This window comes from Microbacterium sp. Gd 4-13 (genome assembly GCF_003095395.1).
Lineage (GTDB): Bacteria > Actinomycetota > Actinomycetes > Actinomycetales > Microbacteriaceae > Microbacterium.
In genome coordinates this window covers 39,547-60,104 of sequence record NZ_QEIJ01000009.1, presented here as the reverse complement: position 1 = coordinate 60,104, position 20,558 = coordinate 39,547, and the positions used below count along the sequence as shown (strand labels likewise).

The 20,558-nt window shown below is 67.2% G+C and carries 22 protein-coding genes and 1 pseudogene; 16 read left to right on the top strand and 7 right to left on the bottom strand.

Features of this window, described 5'->3' with window-relative positions:
• The first annotated feature begins 48 nt into the window (after nucleotides 1–48).
• From DEA06_RS14600 to DEA06_RS14565, 8 genes are all read left to right on the top strand, one after another.
• Complete coding sequence (locus tag DEA06_RS14600; protein ID WP_116648739.1) at nucleotides 49–330, top strand: metal-sensitive transcriptional regulator; 282 nt, start codon at nucleotides 49–51, stop codon at nucleotides 328–330.
• Nucleotides 331–361: 31 nt separating this feature from the next.
• Nucleotides 362–685 carry a cation transporter gene (locus tag DEA06_RS14595; protein ID WP_116648738.1) on the top strand — a complete coding sequence of 108 codons (324 nt, stop codon included), beginning with the start codon at nucleotides 362–364 and terminating at the stop codon, nucleotides 683–685.
• On the top strand, nucleotides 682–2,946 hold the full coding sequence (locus DEA06_RS14590) for a heavy metal translocating P-type ATPase (RefSeq protein ID WP_116648737.1): 2,265 nt from the start codon (nucleotides 682–684) through the stop codon (nucleotides 2,944–2,946). Before DEA06_RS14595 ends, DEA06_RS14590 begins: the two co-directional genes overlap by 4 nt.
• Before the next feature lie 47 nt (nucleotides 2,947–2,993).
• The gene (locus tag DEA06_RS14585; RefSeq protein ID WP_240606970.1) at nucleotides 2,994–5,108 is read left to right on the top strand and encodes a heavy metal translocating P-type ATPase; all 2,115 of its coding nucleotides are present in this window, start codon (nucleotides 2,994–2,996) and stop codon (nucleotides 5,106–5,108) included.
• Nucleotides 5,109–5,155: 47 nt separating this feature from the next.
• Nucleotides 5,156–5,599: a DUF6153 family protein gene (locus DEA06_RS14580; RefSeq protein WP_240606975.1), complete on the top strand. Its 444-nt coding sequence runs from the start codon at nucleotides 5,156–5,158 to the stop codon at nucleotides 5,597–5,599.
• A gap of 90 nt (nucleotides 5,600–5,689) precedes the next feature.
• The gene (locus DEA06_RS14575; protein WP_116648735.1) at nucleotides 5,690–6,289 is read left to right on the top strand and encodes a DUF305 domain-containing protein; all 600 of its coding nucleotides are present in this window, start codon (nucleotides 5,690–5,692) and stop codon (nucleotides 6,287–6,289) included.
• Between the two features lie 68 nt (nucleotides 6,290–6,357).
• Nucleotides 6,358–7,200, top strand: a complete 843-nt coding sequence (locus tag DEA06_RS14570) for a sialidase family protein (RefSeq protein ID WP_240606969.1) — start codon at nucleotides 6,358–6,360, stop codon at nucleotides 7,198–7,200.
• Nucleotides 7,201–7,226: 26 nt separating this feature from the next.
• Nucleotides 7,227–8,282 carry a DMT family transporter gene (locus tag DEA06_RS14565; protein ID WP_240606968.1) on the top strand — a complete coding sequence of 352 codons (1,056 nt, stop codon included), beginning with the start codon at nucleotides 7,227–7,229 and terminating at the stop codon, nucleotides 8,280–8,282.
• On the opposite strand, the gene chrA is transcribed toward DEA06_RS14565, so the two are convergent.
• From chrA to DEA06_RS14545, 4 genes are all read right to left on the bottom strand, one after another.
• A complete protein-coding gene (gene chrA / locus DEA06_RS14560) occupies nucleotides 8,271–9,503 on the bottom strand; it encodes a chromate efflux transporter (protein WP_116648733.1) in 1,233 nt (410 codons plus the stop codon). The two genes, DEA06_RS14565 and chrA, sit on opposite strands and share 12 nt — an antisense overlap.
• Complete coding sequence (locus DEA06_RS14555) at nucleotides 9,500–9,802, bottom strand: PadR family transcriptional regulator (protein WP_116648777.1); 303 nt, start codon at nucleotides 9,800–9,802, stop codon at nucleotides 9,500–9,502. Before DEA06_RS14555 ends, chrA begins: the two co-directional genes overlap by 4 nt.
• A gap of 278 nt (nucleotides 9,803–10,080) precedes the next feature.
• Entirely contained in the window at nucleotides 10,081–10,479 is a 399-nt protein-coding gene (locus tag DEA06_RS14550) for a low molecular weight phosphatase family protein (RefSeq protein WP_116648732.1), read from the bottom strand.
• 18 nt (nucleotides 10,480–10,497) lie between these two features.
• Nucleotides 10,498–11,172, bottom strand: coding sequence for a helix-turn-helix domain-containing protein (locus DEA06_RS14545; protein WP_116648731.1), 675 nt, complete (start codon nucleotides 11,170–11,172; stop codon nucleotides 10,498–10,500).
• Between the two features lie 49 nt (nucleotides 11,173–11,221).
• Here DEA06_RS14545 and DEA06_RS14540 point away from each other — a divergent pair, with 49 nt between their 5' ends.
• Nucleotides 11,222–11,980, top strand: coding sequence for an MIP/aquaporin family protein (locus DEA06_RS14540; RefSeq protein ID WP_116648730.1), 759 nt, complete (start codon nucleotides 11,222–11,224; stop codon nucleotides 11,978–11,980).
• An 11-nt stretch (nucleotides 11,981–11,991) separates the two neighbouring features.
• The gene (locus tag DEA06_RS14535) at nucleotides 11,992–13,377 is read left to right on the top strand and encodes an FAD-dependent oxidoreductase (RefSeq protein WP_116648729.1); all 1,386 of its coding nucleotides are present in this window, start codon (nucleotides 11,992–11,994) and stop codon (nucleotides 13,375–13,377) included.
• A gap of 68 nt (nucleotides 13,378–13,445) precedes the next feature.
• Here DEA06_RS14535 and DEA06_RS14530 read toward each other — a convergent pair whose 3' ends face one another.
• Together DEA06_RS14530 and DEA06_RS14525 are read right to left on the bottom strand one after the other, a co-directional pair.
• The gene (locus tag DEA06_RS14530; RefSeq protein WP_116648728.1) at nucleotides 13,446–13,652 is read right to left on the bottom strand and encodes an ABC transporter ATP-binding protein; all 207 of its coding nucleotides are present in this window, start codon (nucleotides 13,650–13,652) and stop codon (nucleotides 13,446–13,448) included.
• Between the two features lie 349 nt (nucleotides 13,653–14,001).
• Complete coding sequence (locus DEA06_RS14525; protein ID WP_116648727.1) at nucleotides 14,002–14,811, bottom strand: sigma-70 family RNA polymerase sigma factor; 810 nt, start codon at nucleotides 14,809–14,811, stop codon at nucleotides 14,002–14,004.
• A gap of 152 nt (nucleotides 14,812–14,963) precedes the next feature.
• Here DEA06_RS14525 and DEA06_RS16635 point away from each other — a divergent pair, with 152 nt between their 5' ends.
• From DEA06_RS16635 to DEA06_RS14505, 5 genes are all read left to right on the top strand, one after another.
• Nucleotides 14,964–15,137: a hypothetical protein gene (locus DEA06_RS16635; RefSeq protein ID WP_165818033.1), complete on the top strand. Its 174-nt coding sequence runs from the start codon at nucleotides 14,964–14,966 to the stop codon at nucleotides 15,135–15,137.
• 337 nt (nucleotides 15,138–15,474) lie between these two features.
• Nucleotides 15,475–16,641 carry a glutathione-independent formaldehyde dehydrogenase gene (locus DEA06_RS14520; protein ID WP_116648776.1) on the top strand — a complete coding sequence of 389 codons (1,167 nt, stop codon included), beginning with the start codon at nucleotides 15,475–15,477 and terminating at the stop codon, nucleotides 16,639–16,641.
• 1 nt (nucleotide 16,642) lies between these two features.
• Nucleotides 16,643–17,212, top strand: a complete 570-nt coding sequence (locus DEA06_RS14515) for a type 1 glutamine amidotransferase domain-containing protein (RefSeq protein ID WP_116648726.1) — start codon at nucleotides 16,643–16,645, stop codon at nucleotides 17,210–17,212.
• Nucleotides 17,209–17,511, top strand: a complete 303-nt coding sequence (locus DEA06_RS14510) for an antibiotic biosynthesis monooxygenase (protein WP_116648725.1) — start codon at nucleotides 17,209–17,211, stop codon at nucleotides 17,509–17,511. The genes DEA06_RS14515 and DEA06_RS14510 overlap by 4 nt, the downstream gene beginning before the upstream one ends.
• Nucleotides 17,512–17,654: 143 nt before the next feature.
• Complete coding sequence (locus DEA06_RS14505) at nucleotides 17,655–18,785, top strand: FAD-dependent oxidoreductase (protein ID WP_205781295.1); 1,131 nt, start codon at nucleotides 17,655–17,657, stop codon at nucleotides 18,783–18,785.
• A gap of 124 nt (nucleotides 18,786–18,909) precedes the next feature.
• On the opposite strand, the pseudogene DEA06_RS14495 reads toward DEA06_RS14505, so the two are convergent.
• Nucleotides 18,910–19,302: pseudogene (locus DEA06_RS14495) on the bottom strand (excinuclease ABC subunit A); the annotation flags it as partial.
• A 482-nt stretch (nucleotides 19,303–19,784) separates the two neighbouring features.
• On the opposite strand from DEA06_RS14495, the gene DEA06_RS14485 reads away from it, so the two are divergent.
• Nucleotides 19,785–20,450: a TetR family transcriptional regulator gene (locus tag DEA06_RS14485; protein WP_116648723.1), complete on the top strand. Its 666-nt coding sequence runs from the start codon at nucleotides 19,785–19,787 to the stop codon at nucleotides 20,448–20,450.
• The last annotated feature ends 108 nt before the right edge of the window (nucleotides 20,451–20,558 follow it).

Genomic DNA, 20,558 nt, shown 5'->3' with positions numbered 1-20,558 from the left:
CATGGATTCCCTTGACATCTGTATACGGTAGGGGGGTAGGGTATACGTGTGAACGGTTACGAGGGCAACAAGGACGACCTGCTGAAGCGGTTGCGCCGCGCGGAGGGCCAGGTGCGCGGAATCGCGCGAATGGTCGAGGAAGACAAGTACTGCATCGACATTCTCACCCAGGTGTCCGCCGCGACGAAGGCGCTGGAGACGGTGGCGCTGTCCCTGCTGGGGGATCACCTGAGTCACTGCGTAGCGGAAGCGAGCGCCAAAGGCGGCCACGTCGCCGCCGAGAAGATCCGTGAAGCCAACGACGCGATCGCGCGTCTCGTTCGCTCCTGACCACCACACGAAACCCTGGAGGACACGCATCATGACTGACCGCATCGACCTTGGACTGACCGACTCCGAGGCAAGCTGCGCATGCTGCTCCACCGGTTCCGCCGCCGCGTCGACCCCGGCTGTGGATGCCGCCGTGACCGACGAGATTCTGGTGACAGGAATGACCTGCTCGCACTGTGTCGCGAGCGTCACCGAAGAACTGACCGCGATCGACGGCGTGCAGAGCGTTGCCGTCGATCTGAACGTCGGCGGCACGTCGCGGGTGACCATTCACAGCGCACGACCGATCGACGCCGCCGCGGTGCAGGCCGCGGTCGAGGAAGCCGGATACGCCCTGGCAGGTGACCCGGTATGACCGCCGTCGACGTCGAACTCGACATCTCCGGGATGACGTGCGCCTCGTGCGCGTCCCGGATCGAACGCAAGCTGAACAAGCTTCCCGGAGTGGAAGCGACGGTGAACTATGCCACCGAGAAAGCACGCGTCCGCGGGACCGACGTCGACACCGCCGACCTCATCACCGCCGTCGAATCCGCCGGCTACCACGCCGCCCTCCCAGTCCCGCCTGCGACGAAACCGGACCAGGCCGCACCGGCACGAGACGACGATGAAACCGGGTCGCTGCGCCGCCGCCTGCTGATCAGCACAGCCCTAGCCGTCCCGGTCGCGGTGATGTCGATGATCCCGGTTCTGCAGTTCGAGTACTGGCAATGGCTTGCCCTAACCCTCGCTGCCCCCGTCGCGGTGTGGGGGGCATGGCCGTTCCACCGCGCCGCGGCCGTGAACGCCCGCCACGGTGCAGCCACAATGGACACACTGATCAGCGTCGGCGTGATCGCCGCGCTCGGGTGGTCCCTGTACGCACTATTCTTCGGCGGCGCCGGGATGGCCGGCATGACCATGACGTTCACCCTCATCGGCACCCCACAAGCCGGCGGTCACGAGATCTATCTCGAAGTGGCCGCGCTGGTCACGGTGTTCATCCTCGCCGGACGGTACGCCGAAGCCCGCGCCAAGAAGTCCTCCTCGGAAGCGCTGCGGGCGTTGCTGGAGATGGGCGCGAAGAACGCCACCAAGCTTGTCGACGGGCTCGAGCGCACCGTCCCCGTCGCAGACCTGGTTGTCGGTGACCTGGTGCTGATCCGGCCGGGGGAGAAGATCCCCTCCGATGGCCTCGTGACCGACGGGTCCTCCGCCGTGGACGCGAGCATGCTGACCGGCGAGTCCGTGCCGATCGAGGTCACAATCGGGTCCCGAGTGGTCGGTGCGACCGTGAACGTCGGCGGCCGGCTGATCGTGGAAATCACCCGTGTCGGCGCCGACACGGAGCTCGCGCGGATGCGGCGGCTGATGGAGGAAGCACAGACCGGCAAAGCCCGGGTGCAGCGACTCGCTGACCGGGTATCGGCGGTATTCGTCCCCATCGTCATCGGCCTGGCCGTGGCCGCGTTTGCCGGGTGGATGCTCGCCGGTGGCTCGTTCGAGCTGGCGTTCACCGCGGCGGTGGCGACGCTGATCATCGCGTGCCCGTGCGCACTTGGCCTGGCCACGCCCACCGCCCTCCTGGTGGGCACCGGCCGCGGGTCGCAGCTGGGCATCCTCATCCGGGGGCCGCAGGTGCTGGAGCAGACCCGCACGGTAGACACCATCGTGTTGGACAAGACCGGCACCGTCACCACGGGGCAGATGGCCGTGACCGACGTGCACCCGGCCCCCGGAGTCACCCGCGCCGAGCTGCTGCGGGTGGCAGCGGCGGTCGAGTCCGGGTCCGAGCACCCGGTCGCCCGCGCCATCGTCGCAGCCACCGACACCGTGCCCCGCGCGGAAACGTTCGCGTCGCACGCCGGGTTCGGCGTGCAGGGCATCGTGGACGGTTCCGCCGTCGTCGCCGGCCGCGCATCATGGCTGGCCGAACAGTGGAGCATCCACCCCACCCCGGATGCCGTTGCGCAACTGGACGTGCTCGCGCAGGACGGCACCGTGATCGCCGTGGGCCGAGACGGCGACTATCTCGGCGCGATCGTGGTGGCCGACACCGTCAAACCGACCAGCGTCGAAGCGGTCCGCCGGCTCCGCGGGTTGGGGTTGTCACCGGTGCTGCTCACCGGCGACAACGCGCACACCGCCGGACGGGTCGCCGCAGCGGTGGGTATCGAGGACGTGCGCGCGGGTGTCACCCCCGCGGGCAAGCTCGACGTGATCCGCCAGCTGCAAGCGGACGGGCATGTGGTCGCGATGGTCGGCGATGGGGTCAACGACGCCGCCGCTCTGGCCGCCGCGGACCTGGGGTTGGCGATGGGAGGCGGCACGGACGCGGCGATCGCCGCTAGCGACATCACCATCGTCTCCGGCGACCTCCTCGTCGTCGCTGACGCGATCCGGTTGGCCCGCCGCACCCTGGGCACTATCAAGGGCAACCTGTTCTGGGCGTTCGCGTACAACGTCGCCGCGATCCCGGTCGCCATGGCGGGGCTGCTGAACCCGCTGGTCGCCGCCGCAGCGATGGCGCTGTCATCCGTGTTCGTCGTCACCAACAGTCTCCGGCTGCGTCGCTTCCGCGCGACGCCCGCCCCGTCGCACACGGCGACACCTGTATCCGTGCCCCAACCGGCCTGACCCGCGCGCCGCCACCGAGCGGCACGCCTCCAGCGAAGGAGGCTCTGATGAGCCAGCACGACCACACCCCCACACCCGTCGCTCACCACGACACGCATACTCACCACGACCGGACGGGAGACGTCGACGAGGCGGCCCCGGCGGAAGGGCAGTCCGGACACGGTCATGCCGACCACGGCGGTCACGCCGGGCACGGAGACCATGTCGCCCGGTTCCGTCGCCTGTTCTGGATCATGCTGGTCCTCGCGGTCCCGGTCGTCGGGTTCTCGATGATGTTCTCCATGCTCATCGGCTACCCGCTGCCCGATGCCGCATGGGTGGGCTGGGTGTCCCCGATCCTCGGAACCGTCATGTACGTGTGGGGTGGGGCGCCGTTCCTCACCGGCGCGGTCAGCGAGCTGCGCGCCCGCAAACCGGGAATGATGCTGCTGATTGCCCTGGCGATCACCGTCGCGTTCCTCGCGTCCTGGGGGGCCAGTCTCGGGCTGCTCGATCACGAGCTGGACTTCTGGTGGGAGCTGGCGCTGCTGATCGTCATCATGCTCCTGGGGCACTGGATCGAGATGCGCTCCCTCGCGCAGACCACCTCCGCCCTGGACTCGCTCGCCGCGCTCCTCCCTGACGAAGCCGAGAAGGTCGAGGGTGACACGACCGTCACCGTTGCCCCCGCAGATTTGCAGGTCGGCGATGTGGTCGTGGTGCGTCCCGGTGGGCGAGTGCCGGCGGACGGGAAGATCGTGCAGGGCTCCGCCAGCATGGACGAGTCGATGATCACCGGCGAATCTCGCCCGGTGCGCCGCAGCGACGGCGACCAGGTGATCGCCGGTACTGTCGCCACCGACTCCGGAGTCCGCGTTCAGATCACTGCGGTCGGGCAGGACACCGCCCTCGCGGGTATCCAGCAGCTCGTCACCGAAGCGCAGAACTCGTCGTCCCGTGCGCAGCGGCTCGCGGACCGGGCCGCCGGGTGGTTGTTCTGGTTCGCTCTGGGTGCCGCGGCGATCACGGCGATCGTCTGGACTCTCGTGGGTCTCCCCGATGACGCGGTGATCCGCACCATCACCGTCCTGGTCATCGCCTGCCCCCACGCGCTCGGGCTCGCGATCCCGCTCGTGGTGTCGATCGCCACCGAACGTGCCGCCCGCGGCGGTGTGCTCATCAAGGACCGGCTCGCGCTGGAGAGCATGCGCACCGTCACCACGGTGCTGTTCGACAAGACCGGCACCCTCACCAAGGGCGCCCCCGCCGTCACCGGCATCGAACCCGTCGACGGTGTCGACGCCGACGAGCTCCTCGCCCTGGCTGCCGCGGCAGAGGCCGACTCGGAGCACCCCCTGGCCCGCGCGATCGTGAACGCCGCGAAAGAGAAGAACCTCACCGTTCCCGGCGCCACCGACTTCGAGTCCTCACCCGCTGTCGGGGTGCGCGCCCAGGTCGATGGGCGCACGGTCCGGGTCGGCGGCCCATACATGCTCGAACAAGAGAACGCGACGGAACTGCCTGTCGCCGACCAGTGGCGGCAGGACGGGGCAATCATCCTGCACGTCCTGGTCGACGGGTCAGTGGCCGGTGCGCTGCGGCTCGCGGACGAGATTCGCCCCGAATCCCGGCAAGCGGTCACCGCCCTGCACGAGCGAGACGTGCAGGTGGTGATGATCACCGGTGACGCCGAAGCCGTCGCCGCGGCGGTCGCGGCGGATTTGGGCATCGACCGGTTCTTCGCCGGTGTCCGCCCCGAAGATAAAGCCTCCAAGGTGAAGGAACTGCAATCGGAGGGCCGCATGGTCGCGATGGTCGGCGACGGTGTCAACGATGCTCCCGCCCTCGCTCAGGCCGATGTCGGTATCGCGATCGGTGCGGGCACCGACGTCGCGATCGCGTCCGCCGGGGTGATCCTTGCCAGCGATGATCCCCGCTCGGTGCTGTCAGTGATCGAGCTGTCCCGCGCGAGCTACCGCAAAATGAAGCAGAACCTGTGGTGGGCTGCCGGCTACAACCTCCTCTCCGTCCCTCTCGCCGCCGGCGTCCTCGCCCCAATCGGGTTCGTGCTGCCCATGTCTGTCGGCGCGATCCTGATGTCGCTGTCCACGATCGTCGTCGCCCTGAACGCGCAGCTGCTGCGCCGGCTGAACCTCAGCCCGGGCGCGGTCACCCGCACATAATCCACCCCACGTCGCGGGGCCTACCCTGGAAGGAACGGGAGGTGAGCATGTCGCTGATCGCAGTCGCACACCAGGTGCGGGGCACGCGCACGCTCACCCGCACGCTCCTGCTGCTGATCGCGGTCACCGTCGCCATCATCGTCGGTCTCCTCGCGATGCATTCCCTCAACACCCACACCACCGCGACCGGTCACGCCGACACCGTCGCCACTGCCAGCGACACCTCCGCCGCCATGGATCACGACCAGACCGCCACCACCCCGGAGGCAGCCGAGGCGTGCGCGGACTGCGGCAGCGACGGGCCTGCGATGTCATGGATGGCGTGCGTGCTCGCCCTCCTCGCAACCGCCCTGCTGCTGTTGCGCCCCACCGGCGGATGGCGCATTATCAGCCCCGCGACGGTGCGAGCCGGCCCCACCGCGGCATGGCCAGCCCTGGCGCATACTCTGCCCCCACCGTCGCTGACGGTTCTCTGCATCAGTCGCACGTGATGACGGACGTGCCAGGCCACTCGACGCCCGGCACTCATCCGTTCTGACCGGCCCCAGGCCGGGCTCATCACCGACCCTTGGAGAACCCTTATGAAGATCCGTGCCGCGGCAACCGCCGCGATCACCCTCACCGCACTACTCGCCCTCGCCGGATGCGCCGGCACGACCGGTTCCAGCGGCAGCATGCCCGGAATGGACCACGGCAGCAGCAGTAGCACTGCTGCACCCGCCGCGGACGCGAACGACGCCGACATCATGTTCGCGAGCATGATGATCGAGCACCACACGCAGGCCGTCGACATGTCCGACACCCTGCTCAGCAAAGACACCATCGACGAGCGCGTTACTGCGCTGGCCGAACAGATAAAGGCCGCCCAGCAGCCCGAAATCGACCAGATGGAAGGCTGGCTCGAGGACTGGGGTGCGGACACGTCCGAGATGGGCGGAATGGACCACGGCAGCGGGATGATGTCCGAGGAGGACATGCAAGCCCTCGACGACGCCACCGGTGTCGACGCCGCCCGGTTGTTCCTGGAACAGATGATCGCCCACCACAAGGGCGCCATCGACATGGCGCAGACCGAACTCGAGGACGGTAGCAACCCCGACGCCCTCGCGCTCGCCCAAACGATCATCGACACCCAAACCGCCGAGATCGCCACCATGCAAGACCTCCTCACCCAGCTCTAACGACACCCATGGAGAGGGGCGCCGCGTCAGCGTGCGTGGCGCCCTCTCCCTTCTCACGAAAGGGTGCCATGAGCATTCCCCGCCGCGCGATCACCGGTGTTGTCGCGCTCTCGATCCTGACCCTCACCGCGTGCGCCGCACCCGAGCCGCCGTCCACCGGAACCGACCACGCCACCGCTCCCACCGACCACGTCCACGCCATCGTGACCGACCCGGGCGGTGACGGGTTCCTCATCGGCACCCACCAGGGGATCTACACCGCAACCGGCGACGGCACGCTCGGCAGCCGGGTCGGCGCCGGCTTCGACGCCATGGGGCTCACCGTCGTCGGCACCGAGCTGATCGCCTCCGGGCACCCCGGCCCCAGCACCCCGACAGAGTGGGGGAGCCCGAATCTGGGCATCATCCGCAGCAGCGACAACGCGCAGACCTGGGACCCTGTCGCGTTCACCGGCGAGAAAGACTTCCACGCTCTCACCGCCGCACCGGACGGGTCGATCTACGCTCTGGCGACGGATTCGATCGACCTGCAGCGCAGCGTCGACGGGGGAACCAGTTGGGCTCCCACCGGCGCGTCCCTCATGGCCAGTGCCCTCACGGTCGATGCGACCGGGCGACTGGTCGCCACCACCCCTGACGGCCTCCGCACCAGCACCGATGACGGCGCGACGTTCAGCCCGTGGCCGGATGCTCCGCTGCTCTACGTTCTCGCCGCGTCACCTGATCAGCAGCGTCTCGTCGGCGTGGACACGAAAGAACGCATCTGGGTCACCACCGCCGGCGCCTCCGGGTGGGTCGAGGCCGGCACCGCCCACGGCGCCGCACAAGCCGTCACGATCACCAACAGCGGGAACCTTTTCATCGCTGACGACAGTGGACTCACCTACCTTGAATCCCAGGAGGTCCGGTGATGTTGCGAGCACTACGAAGCATCGGGGTGCAGGCCGCGTTGGTGTCCGCGGTGCTCTTCGGTGCCGGCACACCACTGGCGAAGATCCTGCTTGACGATGACGTGAGCCCGTGGCTCCTTGCCGGGCTGCTGTACTGCGGGTCGGGGATCGGGCTCGGCCTGTACCGGCTGATCCGCCGCGCCCCACGCGTACGCATCGCCCGCAACGAACTGCTGCCCCTCGTGGGGGCAGTGTTCTTCGGCGGGATTGCCGGGCCGGTGCTGCTCATGCTCGGACTGTCGAACATGCCCGCGTCCGGGGCATCGCTGCTGTTGAACGCGGAAGGGGTGTTCACCGCCGCGCTGGCGTGGTTCGTGTTCAAGGAGAACTTCGACCGGCGGATTGCCGTGGGCATGATCGCCATCGTCGCCGGCGCCGTCGTGCTCAGCATCCCCTCCGGTGCCAATTTCGGTAGCCCCTGGCCGTCACTGGCGATCCTCGGCGCATGTCTGAGCTGGGGGCTGGACAACAACCTCACCCGCAAAATCGCTCTCAACGATGCCACCTGGCTCGCCGCGGTCAAGGGCGGGGTGGCCGGCCCGGTGAACCTCCTCCTCGCGTTCGCGCTCGGCGCGCAACTGCCGGGCGCGGTCAACATCGCCGCGGCGATGGTCGTCGGGCTCTTCGCCTACGGCGTCAGCCTCGTGCTGTTCATCATCGCGATGCGACACGTCGGCACCGCCCGGGCCGGCGCGTACTACTCCATCGCCCCGTTCTTCGGCGCCCTGCTCGCAATCGTGCTCGGCGACCCGATCAGCTGGCCCGTCCTTGTCGCCGGAGCCCTCATGGCTGTGGGGGTGTGGCTTCACCTGACCGAGCGGCACGAACACCTACACACGCACGAACCGATCACGCACGAGCACGCGCATATCCACGATGAGCACCATCAGCACACCCACGAGCCCGGGCAGCTGGCCGGCGCTGGCGGACGGCACACCCACGTCCACACACACGAACCGATCACCCACACCCACGAGCACTACCCCGACAGCCACCACCGCCACGTCCACAGGCCGCCCGGAAAGAGCGAGTCAACCGGGTAGGAGAGCAAGAACGATTCCGCCGGCACCGCCGACGATGACCACACCCCACGCGGGTACGCGCCAGGCGACCAGCAGCACGAAGCAGACCAGCGCGAGTCCGAACGATGCCGGCCCTGTGATCGCTGTGGTGAAGACCGGGTCGTAGAGGGCCGCGGCGAGGATGCCGACAACGGCGGCGTTCGCGCCGCGCATGATCGCCTGTGCCCAGGGGCGGGTGCGGAAGGCGTTCCAGAAAGGGAGCACGCCGACGAGAATCAGGAAACCGGGGAGGAAGATACCGGCGAGGGCCACGGCCGCGCCGGCTATGCCACCGGGCCCGGTGGTCGAGAGAGTGCCGAGGTAGGCGGCGAAGGTGAACAGGGGGCCGGGGACGGCTTGGGTGGCGCCGTAGCCGGCGAGGAACTGGTCGGAGGTGACCCAGCCGCTGTCGACGACACCGGCCTGGAGCAGGGGAAGGACCACGTGACCGCCGCCGAAGACGAGGGCGCCGGCCCGGTAGAAGGCGTCGAAGAGCTGCACGGTGCCGTTGTGGGTGGTGCTGGCCAGGATCGGCAGGCCGACGAGCAGCAGCACGAACAGCGTCAGGCAGATCACGCCGGCAATGCGGGTGACCGGGAACCGGATCATGGCACTGGAGGGGTTCGCGGCCGCGCGGCAGAAGATCAGGCCCGCGATCGCGCCGACAACGAGGGCACCGATCTGGCCGACAGACCCGGCGAGCAGGAGCGCGATGACGGCGGCCACCACGGCGATACCGGCGCGCTGCCGGTCGGGGGTGAGGGTCCGGGCCATTCCCCAGACGGCTTGGGCGACGATCGCGACGGCAACGATCTTCAACCCCGTGAGCAGGCCGCCCCCGATCGGGCCGTGGAACAAAGACGCACCGAACGCGAAGGCGACCAGCAGAATCGCGGAGGGCAGGGTGAAAGCCAGGAACGCGGCGATCGCGCCGGCCGGCCCGGCCCGATAGAGGCCGATGCCGAATCCGACCTGGCTTGACGCGGGGCCGGGCAGGAACTGCCCCAGAGCGACAAGGTCGCCGTAGTCGTTGTCATTGAGCCATTTCCTGCGCTGCACCAGCTCGTCGCGGAAGTAGCCGAGGTGGGCGATCGGGCCGCCGAATGAGGCAACTCCGAGCTTCAAGAAGACCCAGAAAACCTCCCAGACGGTGCCCTGTCGCGGCTGGGTCGGGGCTTCGGTCACGGCGGGGGAGTCGGTCATGCGTCGGAGTCCTTCGGTGCGAAGATCCGGACACGTTCTCGCGCTACGGCAAGACCGGCCCGGCCTTTCTCGGTGGCGGTGTAAAGCTTGCGGACGGTGCGGCCGTCGCGTTCGGATCGGACGGTGAGGTACCCGTCTTTGACCATCTTGTGAAGCATCGGGTACAGGGTCCCGGCCGAGAGCCGGTAGCCGTGGTGCGCCAGCTCGTCGATCAACCAGACCCCGTAGACCTCTTCCTGAGAGGCGTGATACAGGATGTGCATCCGAACGAATCCGGAGAGAAGGTCGCGGTACTCCAGCTCGTCGGACGCGATCGAATCGGTCATAACCTCAGTATCAATGTTTCGATATCGAAATACGTTAACGAAAGTCGAACGCTGTGCAAAGCGGCGATGGATTGGTCAGTGGGGGAGTCGGAACGCGCCGCCCTCAATGAGGATGACCAGGCCGATGACGATCAGCACGACCGGAGAAATGATGTGCCGCACCGGCCCTGCAGATCGGGCGTACGTCCGCCTCAGTCTGACCAACGGCAACTCGACGGTGAGGCACGCAGGCCCGCCCTCCCGTTCGACTGTTACCAGGTGAGAAGCGCGGCCTGAATCTTGGTCGACACGGCTTCGCGTAGCGGGCGAACCGCCTCGACATCCCACGACTCCGGGTTAGGGAACGACCACTCCAAGACTTCGCCGCGCGGCGTCGTCGGCAGCGTTAGGCCAGGCTTCATCAGCACCACGACGTCGGCGGCCTCCAAGTCGCTGGGGGTGACTTCCCGCGGCGCGCGATCGGTGATGTCCATGCCCAGCTCCGCGACCGTCGCGGCGACGGCGGGGTTCACCTCCTCGGCGGGCGAGAGGCCGGCAGAATCCGCGGTGAACCGGTCGCCCGCGAGGTGTTCGAGCAGGGCTGCGCCGAGCTGGGAGCGGCCAGCGTTGTGCTGGCAGATGAACAGGACGGTGGGGGCAAGGGTGCTCATGATGGTCTTTCTGTCGCGTCAGTGGGCGGCGAGTCGGGGGGCGAGTTCGGTGATGCGGCGTTCCAGCTCGTCGTAGGCGGCATCGAACGCCTCCTCGGAGCCGACGCGCACCGGGTCGGGGATCGACCAGTGCAGGTTCCCCGTCACCCCGAGTTCCTCGTGGGCGTTATCGCAGACCGTGATGACGAAATCCTCATCGTTGATCACGTCATCCAGCTTCCGCGGCGCATCGGCCGCCAACTTAAGTGCGTGACGTTCGGCGGCGGCGACCGCGCCCGGAGCGACACGCTCGGCGGGGTGAGTGCCGCCCGAAGCTGCCGGGATGCTGCTGCGCGTCGCCCACAGCGCGGCGGCGAGCTGCGACCTGGCCGAATTGGCCGTGCACACGAACACCACCCGGCTTGCCCGCTCTGTTCGCCCCGGCGTAAGTCCTGCAAGCGCCGTCTCTGTGAGGTGCACGTAGCTGCGGCGCTTATCAGCCTCCGACCGCGAGCGAGCAACCATGCCCACTGATTCGAGGACGTTCAGGTGATGCGTCACGAGGTTCGACGGCAACCCCAGCGCCACGTAGATCTCAGACGGGGACAGATCGCCCAGCGTGAGCAGATCGACGATCCGCAGACGTGTCGGGTCACCGAGCGCCGCGTGCCGTGCCGCACGAGCCTCCACCGGTTCTATTCGCTCAACGTTCATTGTTTCAATCTTGACTGAACTACCTACCGCGGGTCAAGATGAAGCCGACATGAAACCTTCCCCCGCCTCCTCACCCCCCGACCGGCCCCACCTTGCACGGCGGGCTGCCGCCGAGTTCGTCGGCACGGGACTCCTCGTCACCGTCGTGGTCGGGTCGGGGATCGCGGCGCAGCGCCTGTCGCCGGGCGACGTCGGGTTGCAGCTTCTCGAGAACAGCTTGACCACCGCGCTTGGCCTGGCCGTGCTGATCCTGATGCTTGGCCCCGTGTCCGGGGCGCACTTCAACCCGGTCGTGTCGATCGCGGATTGGCTGCTCAGCCGTCGCGCCGGTACTGGGCTCCCGTTGCGCGACCTCAGTCCCTACTTGGCCGCGCAAATCCTCGGCGGTATCGCCGGAACGCTCCTGGCCGGCGTCATGTTCGACACTGCGCCCGCGTTCTCCGATAATCAGCGCGCGACCAGCGGGCATCTGGTCGGGGAGGTCGTGGCCACCGCGGGGCTCGTGCTGCTGATCTTCGCGCTCGCGCGCACCGGAAACGGGCGGGTCACCGCGGCCGCGGTCGGCGCGTACATCGGCGCGGCGTACTGGTTCACCAGCTCCACATCGTTCGCCAACCCCGCCGTGACCATCGCCCGCATGTTCACCGACACCTTCGCCGGCATCGCCCCCGCAGCCGTCCTACCGTTCATCCTCGCCCAGCTCGTCGGCGCCACCCTCGGGCTCGCACTGCTGCTGATCTTCTACCCGACCGCCGCCCGCACCGCGGGAGACGTCGTGGTCCCCACGCAACCCGAACACCAGCCCTGAAAGGCAACCCCATGCATCTCGTGGCCATCGGCGGAAGCGACGCCGGAATCTCCACCGCCCTCCGCGCCCGCGAACTCGACCCCACCGTCGACGTCACTGTCGTCGTGGCCGACTCCTATCCGAACTTCTCCATCTGCGGCATCCCGTATTACTTCTCCCGCGACGTGCAGCCTTGGCAATCCCTCGCCCACCGCACGCACGCCGACCTCGAAGCCACCGGCATGAACCTCCGCCTCGACACCCTCGCCACGAGCATCGACGTCGGCGGCCGCCGCCTCACCGTGCGTGACGCGGCCGGCACCGAATCGGAAATCCCGTATGACGCGCTGATGGTCGGCACCGGAGCACCCCCCTCCACCGCCGGCATCACCGGCCTCGATCAACTCGGCCCCGACGACGGAGTGCACCTGCTGCACTCGATGGGCGACACCTTCGCGCTGGAGCGCTACCTCGACGAGCATCAGCCTGAAACCGCGATCATCGTCGGCGCCGGCTACGTCGGCCTCGAAATGGCCGAAGCCCTCACCGTCCGGGGCCTGCACGTCACCCAACTCCAACGCGGCCCCGAAGTGCTCTCCACCCTCGACCCCGAACTCGGCTCCCTCGTCCGCGACGAACTCACCCGCCACGGCGTCGACGTGCTCACCGGAACGCGAATTGAAGCTGTCACCCGCGACGCGGGACGGCTCACCGTGACCGGCATCCGCGACGGTGACGCTTTCTCCCGTAGCGCCGACCTCGTGCTCGTCGTCGTCGGCGTGCGCCCCAACACCAGCCTCCTCACCGCGGCCGGGGCAACCACGGGGGCCGGCGGTGCGGTCGTCGTCGACGAGCACATGCGCACCGGCCTGCCGAACGTCTGGGCGGCAGGCGACGGCGTGGTCACCCACCACCGCCTCCTCGGCGTCACCTATCTGCCCCTCGGCACCACCTCACACAAGCAGGGCCGCGTCGCCGGAGAGAACGCCATCGGCGGCAACGCCCGATTCGCCGGCAGCCTCGGCACCCAGGTCGTCAAGGTCTTCGACGTCGTAGCCGCCCGCACCGGCCTCCGCGATCACGAAGCCGCCGCCGCGGACTACGCCCCGCACAGCTACACCGCCATTGCGGACGACCACAAGCGCTACTACCCCGGAGCCACCCCCATCAGCATCCGCATCACGGGAGACGCCCGCGACGGCCGCCTCCTGGGTGCGCAGCTCGTCGGCACCCGCGGCGCCGAAATCTCCAAGCGCGTCGACACCTACGCCACCGCCCTCCACCACGGGATGACCGTCGCCGGGATGAGCGACCTCGACCTCTCCTACACGCCTCCGCTCGGCTCCCCCTGGGATGCCGTGCAGATGGCTACCCAGGCATGGGAGCGCGACGCGCGCTCGTTGACGGCCGCGATCTAGCCGCTACGACCCTTTCGCCGTACACGACGAGGGCCTGCACGTATGCACGTGCAGGCCCTCCGGTCCGATCAGACGCGCTGGCTGATCGTGCCGCTCGGGTTGCGGTTGGCGGTCGATTCGGTCACGAACCGGCCCGTCGATGCGGAGCGGTGCACGGTCGTCGAGTTGCCCGTGCCGGAGCCGACACGTTCGGTGGTGGTCTTTCCGGGCCAGCGGGCCGCGGCGGCCTTGGAGACGAAACGACCGGTGGATGCGGAGCGACGAACGGTTCCCATGGGAACTCCTTCACTGATTGGTGCCGGGTGCCGTGAGACGGAGCGCCGCTAGTCTGCGGCTGCCAACTCCGGTACAGTCAGTGCTCTGGATGAGGCCTGACTTTCTCAGGGCTTGTGAGCCGTCCCGTTACCGCGGGGCGGCTCTTTTCAGTTGTGATCCCGACATTTCGGTATATGTCCGCCGGTGGTCACTTCCCCTCGCGGCCCCTCAGCTTTTTTGGCTGAGCGTTGCCCGTCATGGATCGTGAGACGAGCGATTGAGCTTTGCTGGCGGGCACGGTTCGGCGTGCTGCCTTCGCGCTCTGGGTGCCGAAGGACGAGCGCTCGATCTTGCCCCGAAATTCACTGCTCATGCGGACTCCCGGTTCTCTCGTACTTGCTGACGTGCTCGCGCGATCGCTGACTCCACCGCTTTCGCGGTCATGCCGAGCTTCTCGCCGATCTCGGCGTGCGTGAACCCGTGCGTCACGCTTAGGTAGAACGCAGAGCGGACACGCTCATCCTTGATACTCCCGAATGCACGACGCAGCTCGTCCTTGATGTGCGCTGCCTCGCTCGCATCAGGAGCCGCCGGCGTCGACGGACTCTCCTCGAAGTCGTCGGCCCAGGCCGCGGCGGGCGGCGGGGCCTGCGGCTCCGCGTAAGAACGCAGCTCTTCTCGACGCCAACGCTTGTAGACGTTGCTGAACTGCAACAGGCACTGGCCCACAAAGAACGTGCGCAAGGACGCCCCCTTGGAGGGATCCCACTTGCCCGGAACGAGCACCTTGTCTCGGAACCCACTGAGTGCCAGGACAACCGTTTCATCCGCCAGGCTCTCGGCGTCTTCGATCATCGACCCGTGGCGAGGCTCCGGCTCCAGCGCGCCGAAACCTTTCCGCTTCACCTCGCCACGGATCTGGCCCTTGTAGATCCACGCGCGGATGACAGCCCACCCGTACTTCGCGATCTCGTTAGCGAACAGCTCGTAGTTGCGGCCACGGTATCCGCTGGCTTGAAGTGCGGCTGCGAGGTCGCGGTCTCCCGCGAGCCGGTCGAATCGTTCCTCAGCGCGATCGCGGTCCGCGTCGGCCAGCCAGGCCTGATCCGTTGCCCACGCGCTGAGAGTAGGAACGCCATCGGAAGACGAATGCTCTTCGGGCTCGTCGTTACCGATCATGGCGTTCCCTCGCGATCCTGGTCAGCTCATAGTCACCACCATCCCTCATATGTCCGACATCGCGGGCTTCCCCTCGCCGCTCTCGAGAAAAGTTGGGAACCCCACGGCCACGGTGCCGTGGCCGAAAACGATCGTCTACGGCGGAGCGCCTCGTGATCGCCGAAAAAGTCGGCGCATCGTTCCGCTACCCACGACGCACTATCCATGGGACGAGCGGCCGTATGAGTACCCCGATCATCGCCATCGTCTGCGCCCTCGGAGTCATTGTTCCACTGGCGCTCGGCTTCCTGCCCAGCCAGCGCAAGCGGCGCGCAACTCGCCGCTGATTCGCACAGCCGCGTTGGTTGGCACAGGGCAGCGCTGACGACCGCGGTCGTGACGCTTACCCCTTTGCGGTACCGGCTCATCATCAGAAGCGCTGTCAACGTCACGATGATAACGAGCACAGAGACGAATGGCGCGACCACCGCAAGCGTGTGCAGAGCGTATGCCCTGGGATCGAGCAGCGGAACCGGGGATTATCCCGGCTCGATCGCTACACATCAACTCAAGGCGAGCCCCTTGTCACGTGGTTCCTGGGGGGGTTTGCTGTCTAGTGATGGGGCAGGCGTCGGAGAGGCCTTGCCAGAAAGACATCGAGCAACACATCGGATCGGAGTGGACATGAAGGCAGTGGTGTATGAGGGGCCCCGTCAGGTCAGCACGAAGGAGGTCCCGGACGCGAAGATCGAGCGCCCCACCGATGTCCTGGTCAGGGTGACGACGACGAACATCTGCGGCTCGGACCTCCATATGTACGAGGGGCGGACTTCCTTCGAAGTAGGCCGGACGTTCGGTCACGAGAACATGGGGGAGGTCATCGAGGTCGGTAGTGGCGTGGAGAAGGTCAGGGTCGGAGACCGGGTTGTGCTCCCGTTCAACATCTCGTGCGGATTCTGTAAGAACTGCGAACGCGGCCTGACCAACTACTGTCTCACCACCCAGCCCGAACCATCATTCGCCGGAGCGGCCTATGGGTTCGCCGACATGGGCCCCTATGGCGGTGGCCAAGCGGAGCTTCTCCGCGTGCCGTTCGGTGACCACAACGCGCTGCGCCTGGGCGAGGATGCGGAGGAGAAGGAGAACGACTACGTCATGCTCTCTGACATCTTCCCCACCGGCTACCACGCCACCGAGATGGCCGGCGTGATCCCCGGCGACAGCGTTGTGATCGCTGGGGCGGGTCCGGTCGGATTGATGGCCGCCCTGTCCGCGATGATCAAGGGCGCAGCAAAGGTGATGGTGGTCGATCGCCACCCTGACCGGCTCGCGCTGGCCGAGCAGATCGGTGCGATTGCCATCGACGACTCCAAGGTCGACCCCGTGCAGGCTGTGCTGGACGAGACGATGGGGCTCGGAGCTGACCGTGGTTGCGAATGCGTGGGCTACCAGGCCCACGATCCGCAGGGCAACGAGGACACCGCCGCCACCTTGAACATGCTCATCAACTCGGTGCGTTTCACCGGAGGAATCGGCACCGTCGGCGTGTTCGTTCCCCAGGACCCGGGGGCCGAGGGCGAATTGGCCAAGCAGGGCAAAGCGGCCATCGACTTCGGAACGCATTGGTTCAAGGGGCAGACCATGGGGAGCGGTCAGGCCCCGGTCAAGCGGTACAACCGCCGGCTGCGAGACTTGATCGCGGCCGGCAAGGCGAACCCTTCCTGGATCGTCTCCCACGAAATCTCGCTGGACCAAGCCGCCGATGCCTACAAGAACTTCGACGCCAGGTCCAAGGGTTGGACCAAGGTCCTCATCAAGCCCGGGATGTCTAGCGAGAAGAAGGCGAACTGATATGGCCGAGACGCTGCAGGGCAAGAGAGTCGCCATCCTCGCCGCCGACGGGGTCGAGCGAGTCGAGCTCGAGAAGCCCCGCGAGGCGCTGGAGCAGGCTGGTGCACAGACCGAGGTTCTGTCGATCCATGACGGTGAGATTCAGGCCCGTGCGAACGATCTGGATGCAGCAGGCACGTTCACCGTCGACGGGTTGGTCGCGGACGCCTCGGTGGGCGACTATGACGCCCTGCTTCTCCCGGGCGGCACGGTGAACCCCGACCAACTCCGGGTTGACCCCGACGCGGTCTCCTTCGTCCGCGAGTTCGTCGAAAGCGGCAAGCCCGTGGCGGCGATCTGTCACGGGCCGTGGACGTTGATCGAGGCAGGTGTGGTCGGAGGTCGCACCTTGACGTCCTTCCCGAGCATCCGCACGGATCTGCGCAACGCCGGTGCGGAGGTCGTTGACCAGGATGTCGTGGTGGACGGGAATCTGATCACCAGCCGCTCGCCCGATGACCTGCCTGCGTTCTGCGATACGGTCGTGGCGAAATTTGCGAGCAGTTCGACCCAGGAAGAGGTGACGTCATGAGCGTGACGAAGGGATTGCTTGTCAGGCTGGAGGCCCTGCCCGGCAAGGAAGACGAGGTCCAGGAATTCCTCGGCATCGGGCGAGGGCTCGTCGAGGAGGAACCGGCCACCGTCGTGTGGTTCGCGATCCGTCTCGGCCCGTCCTCATTCGGGATCTTCGACGTGTTCCCCGATGACGCCGGCCGCGACGCGCACCTGTCCGGCGCGGTTGCGACCGCTCTCGGCGAGCAGACGGGCAAACTGTTCAGCGAGCCGACGATCGAGAAATTGGACGTCCTGGCCTCGAAGCTCCCCGCCTGACACCACAGACCGGGAGTACTGGCCCAGAAAGGAGGGGTCGCTGCGCGCGATGACTTCGGGCTTACACAGCCCGCTGACGTCGTGGCAGCGGCCCCTTCTTTTTTGCGCCCTATCGCTAATCACGACCAGATCGGGGAACCGCGATGACAGGAACTGACGACGGCGTTGCCACGACGCGTGCACCCGAGGTAGCAGTGATCGGGGGCGGGATCGTCGGTCTGTCGACGGCGTACGCGCTGCGGGAGCAGGGCGTGCCGGTGCGCTTATATGAGGCTGGTCTGCCCGGGACGGGTCAGTCCGCAGGCGAGGCGCGGATCTTCCGGCATGCCCACGACGACCCGCGACTCGTCGCTTTCGCGCGCGAAAGCCGCGGCGTATGGGATGAGTGGGCCGAACACTTCGACGTCGAGCTGGTCTCATCAGACGGTGTCCTGGCGATCGGAGACAGCGCCCTGGCGCGGCTGCGGGTGCTCGACCAGGTCGGCGGCGTGGAAGCGCACGAGATCGACGCGGCCGAGGTCGCCCAGCGGATGCCGCTGCTCGCTGGGTACTCGGGGCCAGCGGTGCTCGACGAGTCGGGCGGCGCGATCCGCACCCGAGCCGCGATCACGGCACTCACGGGTGCCCTCGCAGATGCGGTCACCACCGGTGAGGTCATCTCCATCGATCCCCGCGCCGACGGGACGGTCGAGGTGCGCAGCGTCACCGACCGGGCTGTCTACTCCAAGGTGGTCGTGTGCGCCGGCCGCGAAACCGCCCGCCTGGCACGCAGCGTCGGCCTGTCGCTGCCGGTTCGTCTCGCCGCACACGTCAGGCTGACCTTCGACGTGAAAGCCGCCGCCCCGGCACGAGTCGCGTGCCTGCAGGACAGCAGCGGCGTCTTCGGCGAAGTCGGCGTCTACGCGACGCCGCTACCGGGCAACAGCAACTATTCGGTCGGACTCAGCGACACCGTCGGCGTCCGCGACGACGGAACTTTCATCGACCCGGCGGCGATTCGATCGCTGGACGAACGCGCACGCGAATACGTGACACGGGCGCTGCCCGGTCTCCACCCAGAGCCGCGCGACTTCCTTCACTGCTGGGTGACCGACCTCCCGTGGAGTGAGGACGGCGTGGCCGTGTGGGAGGCAGGCTCTATCCTTTTTGTGGCCGGTCACAATTTGTTCAAGCAGGCACCTGCGCTGGGTCGCGCTCTTGCCCGGGCTGCGACCGGCGGCGGTCTCCGCGCCGAGCTCACGCCCGAAGCGCGCCTCGGCGAGGCCCAGAGCTAGGGCGTGTCTCCCAATCGCGGGGGGTGACCCGCGATTCTGGCCGGCAAACTGTTCAGCGAACCTACGATCGAGAAGTTGGACGTCCCGGCCTCTAAGCTCCCCGCCTGAGACTACGACACACTCGTCACGATGGGGTCACGTTGGTGGCTGCGTGCAGTGCGGCGGTGAGGTAGCCCGCGGAAGCACCGACACCATTGTCCGCGACGTGCTCGGGCGTGCCAGCTGCAACCACGGTCCCGCCAGCGTCGCCCGCACCGGGCCCTAGATCGATCACGTGGTCGGCCACTGCGATGACACGCATATCGAGCTCTGCCGCGACGACAGTATTGCCCGCCTCGACGAGCGTCTGCAGATGCGCGACCAGACGATCCGTGTCGGCGCAGTGGAGCCCGGACGTTGGCTCGTCCAATACGTACAGCGTGTCTCCACGCTGCGCACGCTGCAACTCGGCCGCGAGCTTGACGCGCTGCGCCTGTACTCCGGAGAGCTCGGTTGCCGGTTGACCCAACCGGAGGTAATCGGGTCCAACGTGCCGACGGGAGCATAGGGAGCAATGAATAGAGCGCCTTGCTCCGCCGAAGCCTTCTCGTCCCGGCTATGCATGGCGTGACATTCGAAGAACTCGACCAGGTGAGCCCGACGCTTGCCCCTCGTGGAGGGTTCAGCACGGCGGAGGAACCGGTGCGAGACATCGTCGTGAAGATCGCGGAACCTGTAGGGACCGTCGCTGAAGAAGAGGCAGCGAGGTCTTAGCGTGCGCAGCCCGCCCGTGAGTGATCCGCTGACGGACACACGAGCCCGACATTGAGTGAACAAGATCCTTGCTCACCGATGCAGTAAGAGGCTGCGTATAGATCTGCGCCCCACGACACGAAGGCAGCGATGCCGGCGGGAACTGAGGGCCGGATGTGATTGGAGATCTGCTGCAGGGTGGAACCTCCAGCGAGGGAGACTTCGTACCTAAGTAGGCCGTGGCAGTTTCTGCCAGGCAGGTGTAGCATGACCGCCGTGATGGAGCGCGAAATCGAGCCGCGAGAGGGCGCGCGCCTTCGCGCATCGGAAAAATGCTGCGCACTGTTCAGCGCCCGCGGCACCACGGACCTGACGATCACAGAGATCGCGAGCGAGATCGGCATTTCGCAGCGAACGTTTTATCGGTACTTTCCGGTCAAGGCTGAGTCGGTTGGGCCAGTGTTCGACTGGTCCATTCGACGTTTCAACGCGGTGATCTTCGAAACGGATCCAGACGTCGCCTTGACGGAGGTGCTGCGCCTCGCGTTCCGGGCAAGCTTGCTGGGCGAATCGGCCGAGCGCACTTTGCAGCTGTTTCCCCTCGTGTTCCGCAACTCGGAGATGTGGTCGGTGTTCATGAGAAGGGTTCATGACGGTGAGCTGTCGGTCGCGCCCGTGTTGGCGCCCCGGCTCGGGTTGGCGGCGGACTCTGTCGCCGCCCGCGCGGCTGCCGCTGCCGTGGCGAGTTCGATTCGGATCGCCCTCGAGGACATGGTCACAGCGGGCGCTGATCCGGAGATCGCTTACGTGCGGACCCTCGCACAATTCACGTCGGGACCTCTCGTTGCCACCCCGCGCCGTCTCCCCGAGGTGGGCAGCCCGCCTCGCCACGCGAACCTGACGTCGACGGGAGGTGCGAACTCAACGCCCTGATCGAACAACACTGGCGCTTCGACAAGTCGCCTCCTGCGATCGCAGGGCAACCAGGCGACCGCAAACCATCATCCCCAACAAGGCCCGCTAATGGCGTATCTGTGAACA